Annotated in this window: 12 protein-coding genes, 1 tRNA gene and 1 rRNA gene; 13 read left to right on the top strand and 1 reads right to left on the bottom strand. The window is 47.1% G+C overall.

The window, feature by feature from the left end; all coding sequences use genetic code 11:
* The first annotated feature begins 126 nt into the window (after positions 1 to 126).
* From tgt to KQI39_RS07670, 10 genes are all read left to right on the top strand, one after another.
* Entirely contained in the window at positions 127 to 1,278 is a 1,152-nt protein-coding gene (gene tgt, locus KQI39_RS07625) for a tRNA guanosine(34) transglycosylase Tgt (RefSeq protein WP_173771771.1), read from the top strand.
* A 178-nt stretch (positions 1,279 to 1,456) separates the two neighbouring features.
* Entirely contained in the window at positions 1,457 to 1,771 is a 315-nt protein-coding gene (gene yajC, locus KQI39_RS07630; RefSeq protein ID WP_015527154.1) for a preprotein translocase subunit YajC, read from the top strand.
* A gap of 587 nt (positions 1,772 to 2,358) precedes the next feature.
* Positions 2,359 to 3,717 carry an SPFH domain-containing protein gene (locus KQI39_RS07635; protein ID WP_178004312.1) on the top strand — a complete coding sequence of 453 codons (1,359 nt, stop codon included), beginning with the start codon at positions 2,359 to 2,361 and terminating at the stop codon, positions 3,715 to 3,717.
* A gap of 84 nt (positions 3,718 to 3,801) precedes the next feature.
* Positions 3,802 to 4,887 carry a hypothetical protein gene (locus KQI39_RS07640; RefSeq protein WP_178004314.1) on the top strand — a complete coding sequence of 362 codons (1,086 nt, stop codon included), beginning with the start codon at positions 3,802 to 3,804 and terminating at the stop codon, positions 4,885 to 4,887.
* A gap of 13 nt (positions 4,888 to 4,900) precedes the next feature.
* A complete protein-coding gene (locus tag KQI39_RS07645; protein ID WP_178004316.1) occupies positions 4,901 to 5,701 on the top strand; it encodes a TPM domain-containing protein in 801 nt (266 codons plus the stop codon).
* Between the two features lie 266 nt (positions 5,702 to 5,967).
* Positions 5,968 to 7,053: a 3-isopropylmalate dehydrogenase gene (gene leuB / locus KQI39_RS07650; RefSeq protein ID WP_216417596.1), complete on the top strand. Its 1,086-nt coding sequence runs from the start codon at positions 5,968 to 5,970 to the stop codon at positions 7,051 to 7,053.
* Positions 7,054 to 7,215: 162 nt separating this feature from the next.
* Positions 7,216 to 8,889 carry a dihydroxy-acid dehydratase gene (gene ilvD / locus KQI39_RS07655; protein ID WP_216417598.1) on the top strand — a complete coding sequence of 558 codons (1,674 nt, stop codon included), beginning with the start codon at positions 7,216 to 7,218 and terminating at the stop codon, positions 8,887 to 8,889.
* A gap of 15 nt (positions 8,890 to 8,904) precedes the next feature.
* Positions 8,905 to 10,587: a biosynthetic-type acetolactate synthase large subunit gene (gene ilvB / locus KQI39_RS07660; protein ID WP_195567042.1), complete on the top strand. Its 1,683-nt coding sequence runs from the start codon at positions 8,905 to 8,907 to the stop codon at positions 10,585 to 10,587.
* Positions 10,580 to 11,662 carry a 3-phosphoserine/phosphohydroxythreonine transaminase gene (serC, locus tag KQI39_RS07665; RefSeq protein WP_148444797.1) on the top strand — a complete coding sequence of 361 codons (1,083 nt, stop codon included), beginning with the start codon at positions 10,580 to 10,582 and terminating at the stop codon, positions 11,660 to 11,662. The genes ilvB and serC overlap by 8 nt, the downstream gene beginning before the upstream one ends.
* The gene (locus tag KQI39_RS07670; protein ID WP_173763117.1) at positions 11,662 to 12,825 is read left to right on the top strand and encodes a phosphoglycerate dehydrogenase; all 1,164 of its coding nucleotides are present in this window, start codon (positions 11,662 to 11,664) and stop codon (positions 12,823 to 12,825) included. Before serC ends, KQI39_RS07670 begins: the two co-directional genes overlap by 1 nt.
* A 750-nt stretch (positions 12,826 to 13,575) precedes the next feature.
* On the opposite strand, the gene KQI39_RS07675 is transcribed toward KQI39_RS07670, so the two are convergent.
* Positions 13,576 to 14,547, bottom strand: coding sequence for a carbohydrate kinase family protein (locus tag KQI39_RS07675; protein ID WP_216417600.1), 972 nt, complete (start codon positions 14,545 to 14,547; stop codon positions 13,576 to 13,578).
* 215 nt (positions 14,548 to 14,762) lie between these two features.
* Here KQI39_RS07675 and glgB point away from each other — a divergent pair, with 215 nt between their 5' ends.
* The 3 genes from glgB to KQI39_RS07690 all read left to right on the top strand — a co-directional run.
* Positions 14,763 to 17,021, top strand: a complete 2,259-nt coding sequence (gene glgB, locus KQI39_RS07680; RefSeq protein ID WP_216417602.1) for a 1,4-alpha-glucan branching enzyme — start codon at positions 14,763 to 14,765, stop codon at positions 17,019 to 17,021.
* Between the two features lie 112 nt (positions 17,022 to 17,133).
* A tRNA-Thr gene (locus tag KQI39_RS07685) sits at positions 17,134 to 17,206 on the top strand.
* Positions 17,207 to 18,502: 1,296 nt separating this feature from the next.
* Positions 18,503 to 18,884, top strand: a 16S ribosomal RNA gene (locus KQI39_RS07690); the annotation flags it as partial.

An 18,884-nucleotide genomic window follows, 5' to 3' on the forward strand; every position in this document is an offset into this window, starting at 1 on the left:
AAAAAATGTGTTATGATATTGACTAAAAGTTCCGGATAGTGACTGTGCCAGGAGGCAGTTTGGGCTGCTTTTTAGGAAGAGAACCGGAACCAGATGACCCAAAATGTTTTTTAGAAGGGGAATGAAATGGCAGAATATAAACTGATTACAACAGAAGGAAGAGCGAAAAGAGGAGAGTTTAAGACGGTTCACGGAACGATCCAGACTCCTGTTTTCATGAATGTAGGAACAATTGCAGCAATTAAGGGTGCGGTTTCCACTGTGGATCTTCATGAGATCGGTACGCAGGTACAGTTATCCAATACCTATCATCTTCATGTGCGTCCTGGTGACAAGGTGGTAAAACAGCTTGGAGGTCTTCATGAATTTATGAACTGGGACAGACCGATTCTTACCGATTCCGGCGGATTTCAGGTGTTTTCCCTGGCAAAGCTGCGTAAGATCAAGGAAGAGGGTGTGTATTTTAACTCTCATATTGATGGCCACAAGATCTTTATGGGACCGGAAGAGAGTATGCAGATCCAGTCCAATCTGGCATCTACCATTGCCATGGCCTTTGATGAGTGCCCGAGCAGTGTGGCGGAGAGGGATTATGTGCAGCGGTCTGTAGCGCGTACAACCCGCTGGCTTCAGAGATGTAAAGATGAGATGGTCCGTCTGAACAGCCTGCCGGATACCATCAACAAGGATCAGCTTCTTTTTGGTATCAACCAGGGTGCGGTTTATGAAGATATCCGTATTGAACATGCACAGGCGATTGCAGAGATGGATCTGGACGGTTATGCGGTTGGTGGTCTTGCAGTTGGAGAGAGTCATGAGGAGATGTACCGGATTCTGGATGAGGTGGTTCCGCATCTTCCGCAGAACAAGCCGACGTATCTGATGGGCGTTGGTACTCCGGCCAATATCCTGGAGGGTGTTGAGCGAGGTATTGACTTTTTTGACTGTGTATATCCGAGCCGTAACGGTCGTCATGGTCACGTATATACAAACCATGGCAAGATGAATCTTTTTAATGCGAAGTATGAACTGGATTCCAAACCGATCGATGAGGAGTGCCAGTGCCCGACCTGCCGTCATTACAGCAGGGCGTATATCCGTCATCTTCTGAAGGCGAAAGAGATGCTTGGTATGAGGCTTTGTGTACTGCATAATCTTTATTTCTACAATCATATGATGGAAGAGATCCGGGATGCTCTGGATGCCGGAAATTTTGCGGCTTATAAGAAGATGCGTCTGGAAGGGTTTGAGGAAGGTAAGATTAACGGGAACCGGTAGTTTTTATTTATAAAATTTGCGTAAATTACTTTGATTTTATAAGAAAACGCTTGAAGGTTTCTTGGTTTTTGTGTATGATAGTACGAAGTGACATTTTTTATAGTGGCGGGAGCTGCTATAGGTCAGAAACGGCGGGTGACCGCATAAGAAGAATTGATTTTAGCAGGAGGAATTTGGAATGATCGCATCATCTACAGCAGCAGCTGGCGGACTTAGCGCGGGTCTTGGTATTGTCTGGATCGTAGTTCTGTTTGGAATTATGTATTTTATGATGATCCGTCCGCAGAAGAAGGAGCAGAAGAGAACTCAGACTATGTTGAACAGCATGGAGGTTGGTGACAGTGTTGTTACTACCAGTGGTTTTTATGGTGTTGTTATTGATATGACTGAGGAAGATGTTATTGTTGAGTTTGGTAATAATAAGAATTGCCGTATTCCTATGAGGAAGCAGGCGATTGCTGAGGTTGAGAAGGCTGATCAGGCTTCTGCTTGATGCTATTGGCAATAACGTGAATATGGGAAGGCACTGCGTTTTTTTGACGCGGTGTCTTTTTTTGTGCGGAAGGGATGGTTGAAGGGACGCCGGGGAAGGGGATGCTGTCTGGTCTGCGGCTTCGTCGGGGGCTGGTTCTAGGGCGCCGGGATTCTGCTAAAACCGTTTTCCAAAAGTCCGAACTCGCGGCTTGCTGCCGCTCAGACAGCGAACTTTTGAAAAACAACGCAGAATCCCGCCGCCCAAGTACCAGCTCCCCTCCTGCAGAAGCAGAGCCAGACAGCATCCCCTTCCCCGGCTGGTTCTTCCGGTGAGAAAGGAGTGTCGTTTGACGGCAGGTTGTGGGTCGTCAGCGCTGCGCTGGACGACTGCAAGGGCTGAGTTTGCGTTTGCTTGGTGGGACGGCTGAGGCGCCGCGCTGTCAGCCTGAGATTACAATATGACAATTGTAATATTGTATAGAAATAAGTGGATTTTTGATAAAATTCGTGTAATAATGATGTTACTATCAGAAATGAGAGTGACGATAGCTTTAGAATATCGTAAAATTGTAAATAAGAATGAATTTTCAGAAAGGGGTTGGATTTATGGGTCTTATCAGAGCGGCTGTGGGTGCAGCGGGTGGTACGTTGGCGGATCAGTGGAAGGAGTTTTTTTACTGTGAGGCTATGGATAAAGAAGTGATGGTTGTGAAGGGGACGAAGAGGTCTTCTTCCAGGTCTTCCAATAAGCATGGGAGTGATAATATTATTTCCAGCGGCAGCGGGATCGCTGTGGCGGATGGGCAGTGTATGATGATCGTGGAACAGGGGAAGGTTGTTGAGGTTTGTGCGGATCCGGGAGAGTATACGTATGATGCTTCTACGGAGCCGAGTATTTTTTCTGGTAGTCTGGGTGACGGTATCAGGAAGACCTTTGATACGATCGGGAAGCGGTTTGCTTTTGGCGGTGATACGGGTAAGGATCAGAGGGTGTATTATTTTAATACCAAGGAGCTTGTGGATAACAAGTTTGGTACTGCTAATCCGATCCCGTTCCGGGTTGTAGATTCCAGGATCGGGTTGGATGTGGATGTGGCTGTGAGGTGTCATGGTGTTTATTCCTACAGGATCGCGGATCCCCTTCTTTTTTATACGAATGTGTGTGGAAATGTGGAGCGTGAGTATACCAGGGAGGAGCTGGACGGACAGCTGAAGGCTGAGTTTATCAGTGCGCTGCAGCCTGCTTTCGGAAGGCTTTCGGAGCTGGAGATGCGTCCGAATCAGATCGTGACTCATAATACAGAGCTGGAGAATGCCATGAATGAGGTGCTTTCTGCCAAGTGGGAGGAGCTTCGTGGACTTAAGGTGGTCAGTGTGGCTCTTGGTTCTGTCACGTTGCCGGATGAGGATGCTGAGATGATCAAGCAGGCCCAGCGTACGGCTATGATGCGTGATCCTGCTATGGCTGCGGCTACTTTGACCGGGGCCCAGGCGGATGCTATGAAGGCTGCGGCTTCCAATTCTGCAGGGGCTATGACTGGCTTTATGGGCATGGGTATGGCTGCTAATGCAGGTGGTCTGAATGCTCAGCAGTTGTTTGAGATGGGACAGAAGCAGCAGGCAGCGCAGCAGCAGAGTGTACAGCAGCAGACAGCGCAGCCGGTTTCGCCGGCAGGGAACGGAGCAGGGACTGCGGCTGGTTCCTGGACCTGCAGCTGTGGAGCTGTTTCTTCGGGAAAATTCTGTCCGGAGTGTGGCGCATCGCGTCCGGTGGAGGACAGCTGGACCTGTTCCTGCGGTACGGTGAATAAAGGAAAGTTCTGCATGAACTGCGGAGCGAAGAAGCCGGAGAAGAAGATGCAGTATCGCTGCAGCAGGTGCGGATGGGAACCGGCAGATCCGGAGAATCCGCCGAAATTCTGCCCAGAGTGTGGGGATCCGTTCGGACCGGAGGATGCGGTATAGATCAGAAAGAGAGATGGTCAGGAGCAAAATACAGGATAACTCCTGCCGGTTGTTGGATACAGAATGATGAATTGAGGTGAATATATGGCGAAGATGCAGGAGTTTAAGTGCCCGTGCTGTGGTGGCTCCATAGAGTTTGACAGTTCTGTGCAGAAGATGAAGTGTCCGTTTTGTGATACGGAGTTTGATGTCGGGACATTATCGGAATATGCCCAGACTGTGGAGGAAGAGCAGTCTGAGGATATGAGCTGGTCGGATGAGGCCGGCAGTGAGTGGCAGGACGGAGAGAGTGAGAGTCTGCGTACCTATGTGTGCAAGTCCTGTGGCGGTGAGATCGTGGGAGATGCCAATACGGCAGCAACGGCCTGCCCGTTTTGTGGAAGTCCGGTAGTGATGACCGGGCAGCTGTCCGGTGCGCTGAAGCCGGATTATGTGATCCCGTTTAAGCTGGACAAGAAAGCGGCGAAGGAGAGACTGAAAAAGCATCTTACCGGTAAGCGCCTTCTCCCGAAAGCGTTTAAGTCGGAGAATCATATCAGTGAGGTTAAGGGTATCTACGTTCCGTTCTGGCTGTATGACACAGACGCAGATGCAGATATCCGTTACCGTGCAACAAAGACCCGGTTCTGGAGCGATAGCGATTATGATTATACGGAGACCAGCTATTATGCGGTACACAGAAGTGGTTCGCTTGGTTTTGATCATGTACCGGTGGATGGCTCTGCCAGCATGGAAAATGATCTGATGGAGTCTATAGAGCCTTTTGATTTCAAAGAAGCGGTGGATTTTCAGACTGCATATCTGGCTGGATATTTTGCAGATAAATATGATGTGACAGCCAGCGAGTGTGAGGAACGTGCCAATGAGCGTATCCGCCGCAGCACAGAGGCTGCATTCCGGGATACGGTGAGAGGATACGCCAGTGTGGTACCGGAAAATACTAGTATCCGGCTTCATAACGGAATCACGAAATATGCGTTATATCCCGTATGGATCCTGCAGACGAAGTGGAAGGGTGATAATTACATATTTGCCATGAATGGTCAGACAGGGAAATTTGTGGGAAATCTGCCTACAGACAAGAACGCTTTTGCACGATGGTTCCTGGGAACAACGGGGGTCGTGGGTGTGATCACGTATATTATCCTGTATCTGATCTGGGCTTTGTAGGGAGGTGGATGCCATGAAAAAAAGAATATCCGCATTTTTGATATCGATCCTTTTGTGCCTGGCATGTGCTTTTCCGGTATGGGCAGGCACCGTAAGCCGTCTGGATGACCAGGCGGGACTTCTGGATGCAGAGCAGCAGGAGAGCCTGAGCAGTACTCTGGATGAGATCAGTGAGCGGGATCAGGTAGATGTTGTGGTCGTTACCGTTAACAGTCTTGAGGGAAAAACAGCCCAGGCGTATGCAGAGGATTATTTTATTGACCATGGATATGGACAGGGGGAAAATGGTGACGGTATTTTATTCCTGTTGGATATGGGAGACCGTAACTGGGCCATTGCAACACACGGATATGCGATAGAAGTGTTTACGGATGCCGGACAGTCCTATATCATGGATCAGGTGAAGCCTTATTTAAGTGACGGAGATTATAACGAAGCGTTTCAGAAGTTTGCCACGGAATGCGATGATTTTATCACGCAGGCAGATGAGGCAGAGCCATATGATGTGGAAAACCTTCCGGATGAGCCTTTTGATGTGGGAACAAATCTGCTGATCGCTCTTGCTGTGGGGCTTGTGGCAGGCTTACTGGTGACCGGAAATATGAGAAGAAAGCTGAAAACTGTGCGAAAACAGGATCAGGCTGCTTCTTATGTGCGGCAGGGCAGTATGGAGGTGACCAGAAGTAATGATTTTTACCTCTACAGTACAGTGTCAAAATCCGCAAAACCGAAAAATGAGGATAGTAACGGTGGTTCCAGCACTCATACATCATCTTCCGGTGATACCTTCGGCGGCTCCAGCGGAAAATTCTGAGAAGATCATCAGTAAAAACAGAATATAATAGAAAAAGAAAGACTGCTGTACCGGAAATGGTAGGGCAGTTTTTCTTTTTTCTGTTGTGAAAGTAGGTCTCTGTGGCGGCAGAAACAGGGAATTACCGTTTATTTTTTGCATTCCGGAAATAACTTTATCTATTTAATAGGTTGAAATCCGTCGAAAAGTGCGTTATGATAATAACAATTATCCACACCAGTGCGTTAAAATTTTACAGCACAGGGGAAATCGGAGGAGTGAATAAAATGGAGTACAAAATTGCCCTGATTCCGGGAGACGGAATCGGCCCGGAGATTGTTGCCGAGGCCAAAAAAGTTTTAGACAGAGTATGCGAGAAATACAGTCATAAATTTTCATACACAGAAGTTCTTTTAGGAGGTGCATCCATTGATGCTCACGGAGTACCTCTTACAGACGAGGCCATTGCCCAGGCAAAAGCTTCGGATGCCGTACTGATGGGGTCCATCGGCGGCGATGCCAAGACATCCCCGTGGTACAAACTCGAGCCGTCTAAACGTCCGGAGGCAGGACTTCTTGCAATCCGTAAAGCGCTGAACCTTTTTGCAAACCTTCGTCCTGCATATCTTTACAATGAGCTTCGTGATGCATGCCCGCTTCGTGATGAGATCATAGGAGATGGTTTTGACATGATTATCGTAAGAGAGCTGACAGGAGGTCTTTACTTCGGAGCCAGAAAGACTACCGAGGAGAACGGAGTCCGCACAGCCGTAGATACTCTTTCCTATAATGAGAATGAGATCCGCCGTATTGCCATCAAGGCATTTGAGATCGCACGTAAGAGAAGAAATAAAGTTACAAGTGTAGATAAGGCAAACGTTCTGGATTCTTCCAGACTCTGGAGAAGCGTTGTGGAAGATGTTGCAAAAGACTATCCGGATGTAACACTGGAGCATATGCTGGTTGATAACTGTGCAATGCAGCTGGTACGTGATCCGAAACAGTTTGATGTCATCCTTACAGAGAATATGTTCGGAGATATCCTCTCTGATGAGGCAAGTATGGTAACCGGTTCCATCGGAATGCTTTCTTCCGCAAGCTTAAATGAGACAAAACTTGGCCTCTATGAGCCGAGCCACGGTTCCGCACCGGATATCGCAGGTCAGAACAAGGCAAACCCGATCGCAACTATCCTTTCTGCAGCCATGATGCTGAGATATTCTCTGGATCTTGACAAAGAGGCAGATGCTGTGGAAGCAGCGGTACAGAAAGTTCTGACAGCTGGTTACAGAACCGGAGATATCATGTCTGAGGGCTGCAAACTTGTGGGAACTAAAGAGATGGGCGACCTGATCGCAGATGCAATCGCATAAATAGACTGGAACATAGAATATAAAGCGGAATGCCAATGACTGCTTTACTGTAAAAGAACTGACGTCTGGCAAAAAACACGAGGATTTTTGCCAGATGTGCAGGAACAGATAAGAGATACAGAAATGTATCGTCGTAAAGAATAAAAAGGAGAACCTTAAAAAATGAGAAGTGATACCGTAAGAAAAGGCACACAGCAGGCACCACACCGTTCCCTGTTCAATGCCCTTGGAATGACAAAAGAAGAAATGGACAAACCACTGGTAGGAATCGTAAGCTCTTACAACGAGATCGTACCTGGTCATATGAACCTTGATAAGATTGTAAACGCTGTAAAACTTGGCGTTGCAATGGCTGGCGGTACACCGGTTGTATTCCCGGCGATTGCAGTATGTGACGGAATCGCAATGGGACACGTTGGAATGAAATATTCCCTGGTAACCCGTGACCTGATCGCAGATTCCACAGAGGCTATGGCACTGGCTCATCAGTTTGATGCCCTGGTTATGGTTCCGAACTGTGACAAAAACGTACCTGGACTTCTGATGGCAGCAGCAAGAATCAATGTTCCGACTGTATTCGTAAGCGGCGGTCCGATGCTTGCCGGCCACGTAAAAGGACATAAAACAAGCCTTTCCAGCATGTTTGAGGCAGTAGGTTCCTATGCAGCAGGAACGATCACAGCAGATGACCTGGCAGAGTTCGAAAACAAAACCTGTCCGACCTGTGGATCATGTTCCGGTATGTACACTGCAAACAGCATGAACTGCCTGACAGAGGTTCTCGGTATGGGACTGAAAGGAAACGGTACCATCCCGGCCGTATACTCCGAGCGTATCCGTCTTGCAAAACATGCAGGAATGCAGGTAATGGAAATGTACAGAAGGAACATCCGCCCAAGAGACATCATGACAAAAGAGGCAGTTTTAAATGCTCTTACCGTAGATATGGCACTTGGATGCTCCACAAACAGTATGCTTCATCTTCCGGCTATTGCACATGAGATCGGAATGGACTTTGACATCAGCTTTGCAAATGAGATCAGTGAGAAGACTCCGAACCTCTGCCACCTTGCACCGGCAGGCCCGACTTACATGGAAGACCTCAATGAGGCCGGCGGTGTCTATGCGGTTATGAACGAGCTGAACAAGCGTGGACTTCTCCATACAGAGTGCATGACAGTAACCGGAAAAACAGTCGGCGAGAATATCAAAAACTGTGTAAACCTGAATCCGGAAGTTATCCGCCCGATCGACAATCCGTATACAAAGACAGGCGGACTTGCCGTACTGAAAGGAAACCTTGCACCGGACGGCGGCGTTGTAAAACGTTCCGCAGTTGTACCGGAGATGCTGGTACATGAGGGTCCTGCACGTGTATTTGACAGCGAGGATGACGCAATCGTGGCAATCAAGAGCGGCAAGATCGTAGAGGGTGATGTAGTTGTTATCCGTTACGAGGGACCAAAAGGTGGTCCTGGAATGAGAGAGATGCTGAACCCGACATCCGCAATCGTGGGAATGGGACTTGGTTCTTCCGTAGCCCTGATCACAGACGGACGTTTCAGCGGCGCATCCAGAGGAGCTGCTATCGGACACGTATCACCGGAGGCAGCCGTAGGCGGCCCGATCGCACTGGTTGAGGAAGGCGATATCATCAGCATCAATATTCCGGAACTGAAACTGGAGATCAAAGTTTCTGACGAAGAGATGCAGGCAAGAAGAGAAAAATGGCAGCCAAGAGAGCCGAAGGTAACAACCGGATATCTGGCAAGATATGCTTCCATGGTAACATCCGGAAACCGTGGTGCGATCCTGGAAGTACCGAAAGCAAAATAAGGAGGAACGAAAGACATGCAGCTTACAGGTGCAGAGATCATCGTAGAATGTCTGAAGGAACAGGGCGTTGACACCGTATTTGGATATCCGGGCGGCGCGATCCTGAATGTTTACGATGCCTTATATGAATACAAAGATGAGATCACACATGTACTGACCTCCCACGAGCAGGGTGCATCCCATGCTGCTGATGGTTATGCGAGAGCTACCGGAAAAGTGGGTGTCTGCCTGGCAACATCCGGTCCTGGAGCCACCAACCTGGTAACAGGAATCGCGACTGCATACATGGATTCCGTACCGATGGTAGCCATTACTGCAAACGTAGGAAGACCACTCCTGGGAAGAGATTCTTTCCAGGAGGTTGATATCGCAGGTATCGTAATGCCTGTAACAAAATACAGCTTCATCGTAAAGAATATTGAAGATCTTGCAGATACGTTAAGAAGAGCATTTTATATTGCAAAAAGCGGAAGACCTGGCCCGGTTCTTGTGGATGTCCCGAAGGATATCACAGGAATGAAATATGAGTACGAGCCATGCCATCCGGCTACCGTTAACCGCGAGATCAAAAATATCCGTAAAGAAGATATGGATCAGGCACTGGAAATGATCAGAGAGGCAAAGAAACCGTTTATTTTTGTAGGCGGTGGATGTGTGATCTCCGGTGCTGACCAGGAAGTACGGGAACTGGCTCACAGGATCCAGGCTCCGGTCTGCGATACTCTGATGGGTAAAGGTACTTTCCCTGGAGAAGATCCTCTCTATACAGGTATGGTAGGTATGCACGGAACCAAGACTTCCGATCTTGGTGTTACGGAATGTGATCTTCTCATTGTTCTTGGAGCACGTTTCAGTGACCGTGTAACAGGAAATACGAAAACTTTTGCACATAATGCAAAAATCCTTCAGATCGATGTAGACGCTGCGGAGATCAACAAAAATATCAAAGTGGATGCAAGCGTGATCGGAGATGTGAAAGAAGTGCTGAAACGCCTTCTTGAGGAAGTTCCGGAGAAAGAACATCCGGAGTGGATCGCACATATCCAGGAACTGAAAGAAAAATATCCGCTGAATTATGATCACACACAGCTTACAGGTCCGTATATTATAGAGAAACTTTATGAGCTGACGAACGGTGATGCCATCATCTCTACAGATGTTGGACAGCACCAGATGTGGGCGGCACAGTATTATAAATACAAAGAGCCGAGAACTCTTCTTACTTCCGGTGGCCTTGGAACCATGGGCTATGGCCTTGGCGCTGCAATTGGCGCAAAGATGGGCAGGCCGGAAAAAACAGTTGTAAATATAGCAGGTGACGGATGTTTCCGTATGAATATGAATGAACTGGCAACTGCAGCGCGCTGTGGTAGACAGCTGATCCAGATTGTTATGAACAATCATGTACTTGGAATGGTGCGTCAGTGGCAGACGCTTTTCTATGGAAAGAGATACTCTTCCACAGTACTGGATGACGCCGTTGATTTTGTGAAATTATCGGAGGCGTTGGGTGCAAAAGCCATTCGTGTGACAAAGATGGAAGATGTGGAACCTGCACTTAAGATGGCACTGGCAGCAGAGGGACCTGTCGTTCTGGATTGCTGGATCGATCAGGATCTGAGTGTGTTCCCGATGGTACCGGCTGGTGCGAATCTTGATGATGTATTTGACGAGGAGGATATGAAGAAACATGAGTAGAGTGTACAATTTTTCTGCCGGACCGGCAGTGCTTCCAGAGGAAGTACTCAAAGAAGTAGCTGATGAGATGATGGACTATAACGGCACAGGAATGTCCGTTATGGAAATGAGTCACAGAAGTGCAGCTTTTCAGGAAATCATTGATACTGCAGAGAAAGATCTCCGCGAGCTTATGAACATCCCGGATAACTACAAGGTACTTTTCCTTCAGGGAGGAGCATCCCAGCAGTTTGCCATGATCCCGATGAACCTTATGAAAAACAGGGTTGCTGATTACATCGTAACAGGTCAGTGGGCAAAGAAAGCTTATCAGGAAGCTCAGAAATATGGAAAGGCAAACAAGATCGCATCTTCTGAGGACAAAACTTTCAGCTATATCCCGGACTGCAGTGATCTGCCGATCAGCCCGGATGCAGACTATGTATACATCTGTGAGAATAACACCATTTACGGCACAAAATTCAAAAAACTTCCAAACACAAAAGGCAAGACTCTGGTAGCAGATGTATCCTCCTGCTTCCTGTCTGAGCCAGTGGATGTAAGCAAATATGGTATTATCTATGGCGGTGTTCAGAAGAACATCGGACCGGCAGGTATGGTTATCGCGATCGTTCGTGAAGATCTGATCACAGAGGATGTTCTTCCGGGAACACCAACCATGCTTACCTATAAGACACATGCAGACGCAGGTTCTCTTTACAACACACCGAATGCTTACTGCATCTATGTATGCGGAAAAGTATTTAAATGGCTGAAGAAAATGGGTGGTCTGGAAGTGATGAAACAGCGCAATGAGGAAAAAGCAAAAATCCTTTATGATTATCTGGATTCCAGCAAACTCTTCAAAGGAACTGTAGTTCCAGAAGACAGATCCCTGATGAACGTACCGTTCGTAACCGGTGACAAGGAAATGGATGCCAAGTTTGTCAAAGAGGCAACTGAGGCAGGCCTTGTAAACCTGAAAGGACACCGTACTGTTGGCGGAATGCGTGCCAGCATCTACAATGCCATGCCAAAAGCTGGCGTAGAGGCCCTGGTTGCATTCATGAAAAAATTCGAGGAGGAGAATGCATAATGTTCCAGTATCATTGCCTGAATCCTATCGCTGAAAAAGGCTTGAGACTTTTTGGCGACAATTATAAAAAAACAGAGACTGTAGATCAGTGTGACGCGATCCTCGTAAGAAGTGCGAAGATGCATGACATGGAACTTCCGAAGAGCGTTTGCGCGGTTGCACGTGCTGGTGCAGGTGTCAATAACATTCCGGTTAAAGAGTACGCAGAGAAAGGTGTTGTTGTATTCAACACACCTGGAGCGAACGCAAACGGTGTAAAAGAGCTTGTACTTGCAGGTATGCTCCTTGCATCCAGAGATATCGTTGGCGGTATCGAGTGGGTTGCACAGGAGAAAGATAAAGAGCACATTGGTAAACTTGCCGAGAAGCAGAAAAAACAGTTCGCAGGATGCGAGATCAGCGGCAAAAAACTTGGTATCATCGGTCTTGGTGCCATCGGAGCTATGGTTGCAAACGCAGCATGCGGTCTTGGAATGGAAGTGTATGGTTATGACCCATATCTTTCCATCGATGCAGCATGGAACCTTTCCAGAACTATCAAACACAGCAAGAGCCTGGATGAGATCTACAGCCAGTGCGATTACATCACCATTCATGTGCCGCTTCTTGACAGCACAAAGAAGATGATCAACAAAGAAGCTTTTGATAAGATGAAAGACGGCGTAGTCCTTCTGAACTTTGCAAGAGATCTTCTTGTTGATGAGGAGGCGCTGATCGAGGCTGTTGAAAGTGGTAAGGTTAAGAAATATGTAACGGACTTTGCCAACGAGACAGTTGCAGGACGCGAGGGTATTCTGGTAACACCACATCTTGGAGCTTCCACAGAGGAATCTGAGGAGAACTGTGCGGAGATGGCTGTAAAAGAGATCCGTGATTACCTTGAGAATGGTAATATCAAGAATTCTGTGAATTATCCGAATTGTGATATGGGTACCTGTGTGGCTGTTGGAAGAATTTCTCTTGCACATAGTAATACACCGAATATGATCAGTCAGGTTACCAAGATCCTTGGATCTGAGGGACTGAACATTGCGGATATGACCAATAAGAGTAAAGGAGAGTTTGCTTATACTCTTATTGATCTTGAGAGTGCAGCTTCTGCTAAGGCACTGGATGAACTCAAGGAGATTGAGGGCATGTACAGAGTGCGTGTTGTTAAGTAAAGTAACAAGATCTTAGAAATACTTTTTTTGAAATACTGTGTGTCGTTTGCTTTTTTTTGGCGAACGGGGCACAGTATTTTTTTGAGAAAAGGAAAACCGCAAAGGGGCCGCAAAGCCGCGGCCCCTCTGCACACCCCTCGGGCTTTTTTGGGGAGGAGTGCTTGGTTGTGGAAGGTGGGAGCTTTGTTGACTTGTGTCTGTATGCTGCGGTATTGGATGGTGGAGGCTGAGCCGATGGAGGAGAACGGCCTGACGGGGTGTTGAGGGTGGAAAGTTGTGAGGCCGTTATAGGTATGGGGCGGTGTTGGATGCGGAAGGTTGAGCCGAGAGTGAGGGCGGGAGGGTGTTGGTGGGTCTCGATGTGCGGGGCACATCTGCGGATTTTTTTTGAGTGATATAAAAGTGGATTGGAGTGGTAAAGATTGCATTTGATATACCAGTTATTTCAGTGCTATATGATTTAAATAATGGGATAGATGACTCTGGGAAGGCAGCAAGAACATTCACTATAAACTATACAATAAGACTACTGATAAAAATATAGATATAACAAAGAAAAGAAAATACGTAGAACACACAACGGTTTGCGGACAGGCGCGAAGCGCCGCCTCCGCGGTACGTGCCCGGAAAGAGGGGGTGCAGGGGGAGAAAAGCGGGCTTCGTAACTCCGAGTGCTTTCTCCCCCTGCGGTTTCCTCAGCTTCTCAAAGCCAATAAAGTAAAAATCAAATTAATAAAAGAATAACATACACTACTTACGAGACGCGATAAAGTCAAGAACTTCATCCCTTGCAGGCATCACGCGAAGGGCACCCTTCTTCGTAGTGATAAGAGAAGCCGCCGCATTGGCAAAAGTAAGCAACTCTTTCAGGTTCTCATCTGTGAGATCCCCAAGCCCATGCTCCAGGACATAATTCAAAGTACTTGCACAGAATGTATCTCCTGCGCCAGTAGTTTCAATAGTATTTTCCTGAAGGAAAGGAGCAGCCTCCACTTTTCGTCCGCGGTAATAAGCGCGGCTTCCATCCTTACCAAGTGTGATCAGCACAAGGGGGATATGATATTTTTCCTCGATAAGGGCAGCACCCTTGTCATAATCGGTAGTATCAAAAAGAAATTCTACTTCATTATCAGAAATCTTCAGTACATCGCAGCGCTCCATACCGTATTCGATTTCTTTACGGGCATCGTTCAGATCTTTCCAGAGTGGAGGGCGTAAATTCGGGTCAAAGGTAATGATACATCCGGCTTCTTTTGCCACATCAAGGGCGTAGCGGGTTGCTTCACGGACGCCTTCATGAGTAGAAGAAAGTGTGCCAAAATGGAAGATCCTGGAATTACGGATCAGATCGGCGTCTACATCATCTTTTGCCAGCATCATATCTGCACCTGGATTACGGTAGAAAGAAAAATCACGGTCTCCGTCCGGGTAAGTATGTACGAAAGCAAGGGTAGTATGAACTTCATCGTCCATGACAAGATTTCTGGTATCGATACCACATTCTTCTACGGCAGCTTTCAGCTGTTTGCCGAACATATCATTTCCGACTTTTCCGATAAATGCAGTTTTTTTGCCAAGGCGGTTCAGCATGGCAAGAACGTTACATGGAGCTCCGCCAGGGTTTGCCTCAAAAGTAGGATTGCCCTGGGAACTGTCACCGTTTTCTGTGAAGTCGATCAGAAGCTCGCCGAGAGCTGTTACATCATACAGTTTGTTTTCCATTGATGATTCCTCCTGATAGGGTATTTGTTTCATATTCTGTCTCATATTATAATCGTTGAACCTGATTTTGGGAAGAACCAAATTGAATTATTTTCTGTTCTGTTACCGGTTACTTGCATTACTTTTTGCGAAGATTAGAACCGTTATCTTTATTTTTCAGTAAAAAAGTGATAAACTGAGTCTATAAAACAACAAATTTGACGGAGGAGAGGATTATGGCTGATAAAGCGTATGAATATATGGACTGGCCCCGGATCGAGGCGATTGTTTATGGTGAGGAGGCGTCACCCCGTGATGTGATGCAGCCGATGGTAACAGCGGATGGTGTTCTGATTCAGGGATTTTTTTCGGGAACGGATGCTGCAGAAGTAGTTGTAGGGAAAACGAGTTATCCTATGATCCTGGAAGATGAGGCCGGTTATTATGCGGCAATGCTTCCACTGAAAAGGATTCCGGAATATCGCTTCCGTGTGACCAGGGGAAGCATGAAAGAAACTTTCTATGATGCTTATGAATGTCCATGCCAGATCACAGAAGAGGAGGAAAAAGCTTTCTGTGCCGGTGTCTATTACAAGGCATACGAGAAGCTTGGAGCTCATCCAGGTGTCTGTGGCGGTGTGAAAGGAACCTATTTTGCTGTTTGGGCACCCAATGCGATCCGTGTCAGTGTAGTCGGTGATTTTGACCGGTGGGATGGAAGACGCCTTCCGATGCACCGTATGCCAATGTCCGGAATTTTTGAACTTTTTGTCCCAGGTGTGCAGGCAGGCGCTTCCTATCAATATGAGATTAAGATAAAAGGTGGCAATGTACAGCGAAAATCAGATCCTTATGGAAATGGAACACAGGGAGCTCCGTCAGTGATTTCGGTAGTGACAGATCTGGGGGATTTTTCCTGGCAGGACGAAGTGTGGATGAAGGAACGTGAAAAATTTGCCAGCCGTGAAGTTCCGGTTTCTATTTATGAGACAGATGTAACAGAGTGGAAAAACAGTGGTGAACTGGTGGAGTTTCTGAAAGAAACCGGTTATACCCATGTGGAATTTCACCCGGTGATGGAGTATCTTGACCAGAGTTCAGGCGGATATTCTACGTCTTCGTATTATGCTGTGACGACCCGTTTTGGAACAGCGTCAGATTTTCGTGCGCTGGTGGAGGATCTTCACCAGGCTGGGATTGGAGTGATTCTGGACTGGGCACCGGCACAGTTCCCACGGTTTGATGCCGGACTTGAGAAATTTGACGGAACCCCTCTTTATGAAGTGCAGGACCCGGCTATGGCGGTTCATCCAATGTGGGGAACTATGCTTTATAATTATGGAAGTCCTATGGTCAAGGATTTCCTTATTTCCAATGCCTTTTTCTGGCTGGATGAGTTCCATGTGGACGGATTCCGTATGGATGATGTAGATGCGATGCTGTATCTGGATTTCGGACGAGAGGCAGGACAGTGGACCCCGAATCTTTATGGTTCCAATGAGAATCTTCAGGCACTGGAGTTTCTGAAACATCTGAATTCGATTGTAAAAAAGCAGGATCCGGGCATTCTCCTGATCGCACAGGAGGATGGATTATGGCCGCAGCTTACAGATAGTGTGGAAAATGATCATCTGGGATTTGACTATAAATGGAGTGGGGGCTGGACAAAAGATCTTCTTTCTTATCTGGAAGCGGAGCCCCTGGAAAGACGGAATTATTATGATCAGCTGACGCTTTCAATGATGTATGCGTATAGTGAACATTATGTACTGACTCTTGGAAAAAGAGATGTGGGTACGCTGAGGGAGTTTCTGGAAAAGCTTCCGGGATCTTCCAGGCAGAAAAATGCTCAGCTGCGTGCAGCATATGGTTATCTGATGCTGCATCCTGGTGTGAAGATGACTGCGCCGGATGGAGATATCATGCCGGAGCTGAAAGTGTATATTCATGATCTGAATGAACTTTATATGTCTTGTCCTGCTTTGTATGCGATGGATGGGAATTCAGATGGTTTTGAATGGATACAGTTTACCAGCTATGATGAGAATGTGGTTGCATTTCTTCGTAAAACGGAGAAACCAGAGGAAACGATTCTTGCGGTATGTAATTTTTCACCGGTGTCTTATGACAGTTACCAGGTTGGTGTGCCTTTTGCGGGAAAATATAAGGAAGTTTTTAACAGTGACAGTGGAAAGTATGGCGGACAGGGCGTTGTGAATGCCCGGGCGAAAGCGGCTGTCCATGTGGAGTGTGATAACAGGGAGTTTTCGCTGAAATTGAAACTTCCGGCTTATGGCGTGGCGGTATTTAGCTGCATGCCGGAGAAGAAGAGTGTGAAGAAAGAAACTGTGAGAAAGACTACGGAGAAAAGTAAGGGGAAACGTATTGATAAGGCGAAAATGACGGTGGTGGAAAAATCTTCTGCTGTGAAGGATGCAGTGAAGGTTGTGAAGAAGGTGACTTCTCGTAGGAAAAGTTCTGCAGGGAAGAAATGATGGGGTGTGAACAGAGGGGGGAAGTTGTAGTAGGAATAATTTGAGTGGATTGTTGGAAAAGTGCTTGCATTTTTTGCAAAATACGGTATAATATCAGTTGTGTTTATCACAAGCTGGAATAGCTCAGTCGGTAGAGCACTTCACTCGTAATGAAGGGGTCGTGAGTTCGAGTCTCATTTCCAGCTTATAACTGATTGGAGTCCGGTATCTTTGGGGTGACTGAAGATGCCGGATTTTTTGTGTGTGAAGACGGAGAGCAAAGCGGACGTTAGAGGGAGAGGATATCGGTTCGGGCAAGGACTCCGTCGGGGATACAACTAGGGTTCCGTGAGGGTGGAGAGAAAGAGGTACGCCAGAGGGAGAGGATATCGGCTCGGGCAAGGACTCCGTCGGGGGATACAACTAAGATTCCGTGAGATGGCTAAAACCATTGCAGCAGGGCCAGAACTCGCCGTTGGCTCAAACAGCTGACCCTGCCGCAATAACGCCCTCTCCCGGAACCTAAGTTGTATCACCCCTCCTCCGCAACAGCCCGAACCGATATCCTCTCCCTCTGGCTGACATTTCCAACCGACAGGAAAAAAGATAAGACCCTTGCAGGGGACGGAAGCGGACGCGGGGCGTCCTGTCCTGGAATTGTTGAAGTGTAGCTGTATCAGTACAGCGTTCCACTATAAATACAGAAGAATCTAGGGATCAGATCGGCACAGCGTCTCACTATAAATACAGAAGAATCCAGGAACCAGATCGGCACAGCGTTCCACTCTGAATACCGCAGCATACAGACAAAAGTCAATACCGCACCACATACAATAACGAAGAATTCTTTCCGTGCCCAACGGGGTGGGAGCGCGAGGGAGGGCGTTCGGGCTTCGGAACTCTGAGATCGCCTTCCCTCGCACTTACCGCATTGAAAATGCGACCGCCGTAGCGCACCCAGCGAATGGGGGAAGAAAAATTGCATCTTTAAGATAAACTTCCAAAAAATCCAAAAAAATTTGAATTTTATGGTTGACAAGCATAACTCCCAGTGGTATTATAACTGAGCTGTCGCAAATAATTGTTTTTGAAAAACAAACAATTGAAAAGAATTTCAGAAAAATGAAATTCACTGTTGACAAAAGACAGAAGATATGATAAAGTATCCAAGTCGTCAACGAAACGGCAACAAAATCTTAACTCAAAAATGTTTGAAAAAAACTTAAAAAAGTGCTTGACAAACAAAAAGAGATGAGATAAAATAAACGAGCTGTCTGAGGGACAGACAAAACAAACCTTGATAACTAAACAGTGAAACACATACGATTCTCGAAAATTTCTTTACATTTAAAGAACGGTTTTGACAAACCAAAAGCAGTAAAAACGAGAGATAGCCAAACGGTTGTCTTGAGTAAATGAATCAAACACTTCTTAAGCCTTTGGCTTAATCAGTGTGAGTCGCAATTAAGTTGATGCGAGCATCGCTGAATTGCTAACACATTTTATCAGAGAGTTTGATCCTGGCTCAGGATGAACGCTGGCGGCGTGCTTAACACATGCAAGTCGAACGGGAATTACTTTATTGAAACTTCGGTCGATTTAATTTAATTCTAGTGGCGGACGGGTGAGTAACGCGTGGGTAACCTGCCTTGTACAGGGGGATAACAGTCAGAAATGACTGCTAATACCGCATAAGCGCACAGGACCGCATGGTCCGGTGTGAAAAACTCCGGTGGTATAAGATGGACCCGCGTTGGATTAGCTAGTTGGTGGGGTAACGGCCCACCAAGGCGACGATCCATAGCCGGCCTGAGAGGGTGAACGGCCACATTGGGACTGAGACACGGCCCAGACTCCTACGGGAGGCAGCAGTGGGGAATATTG

It is taken from the genome of Blautia sp. MSJ-36 (assembly GCF_018917985.1).
Classification (GTDB): domain Bacteria; phylum Bacillota; class Clostridia; order Lachnospirales; family Lachnospiraceae; genus Blautia_A.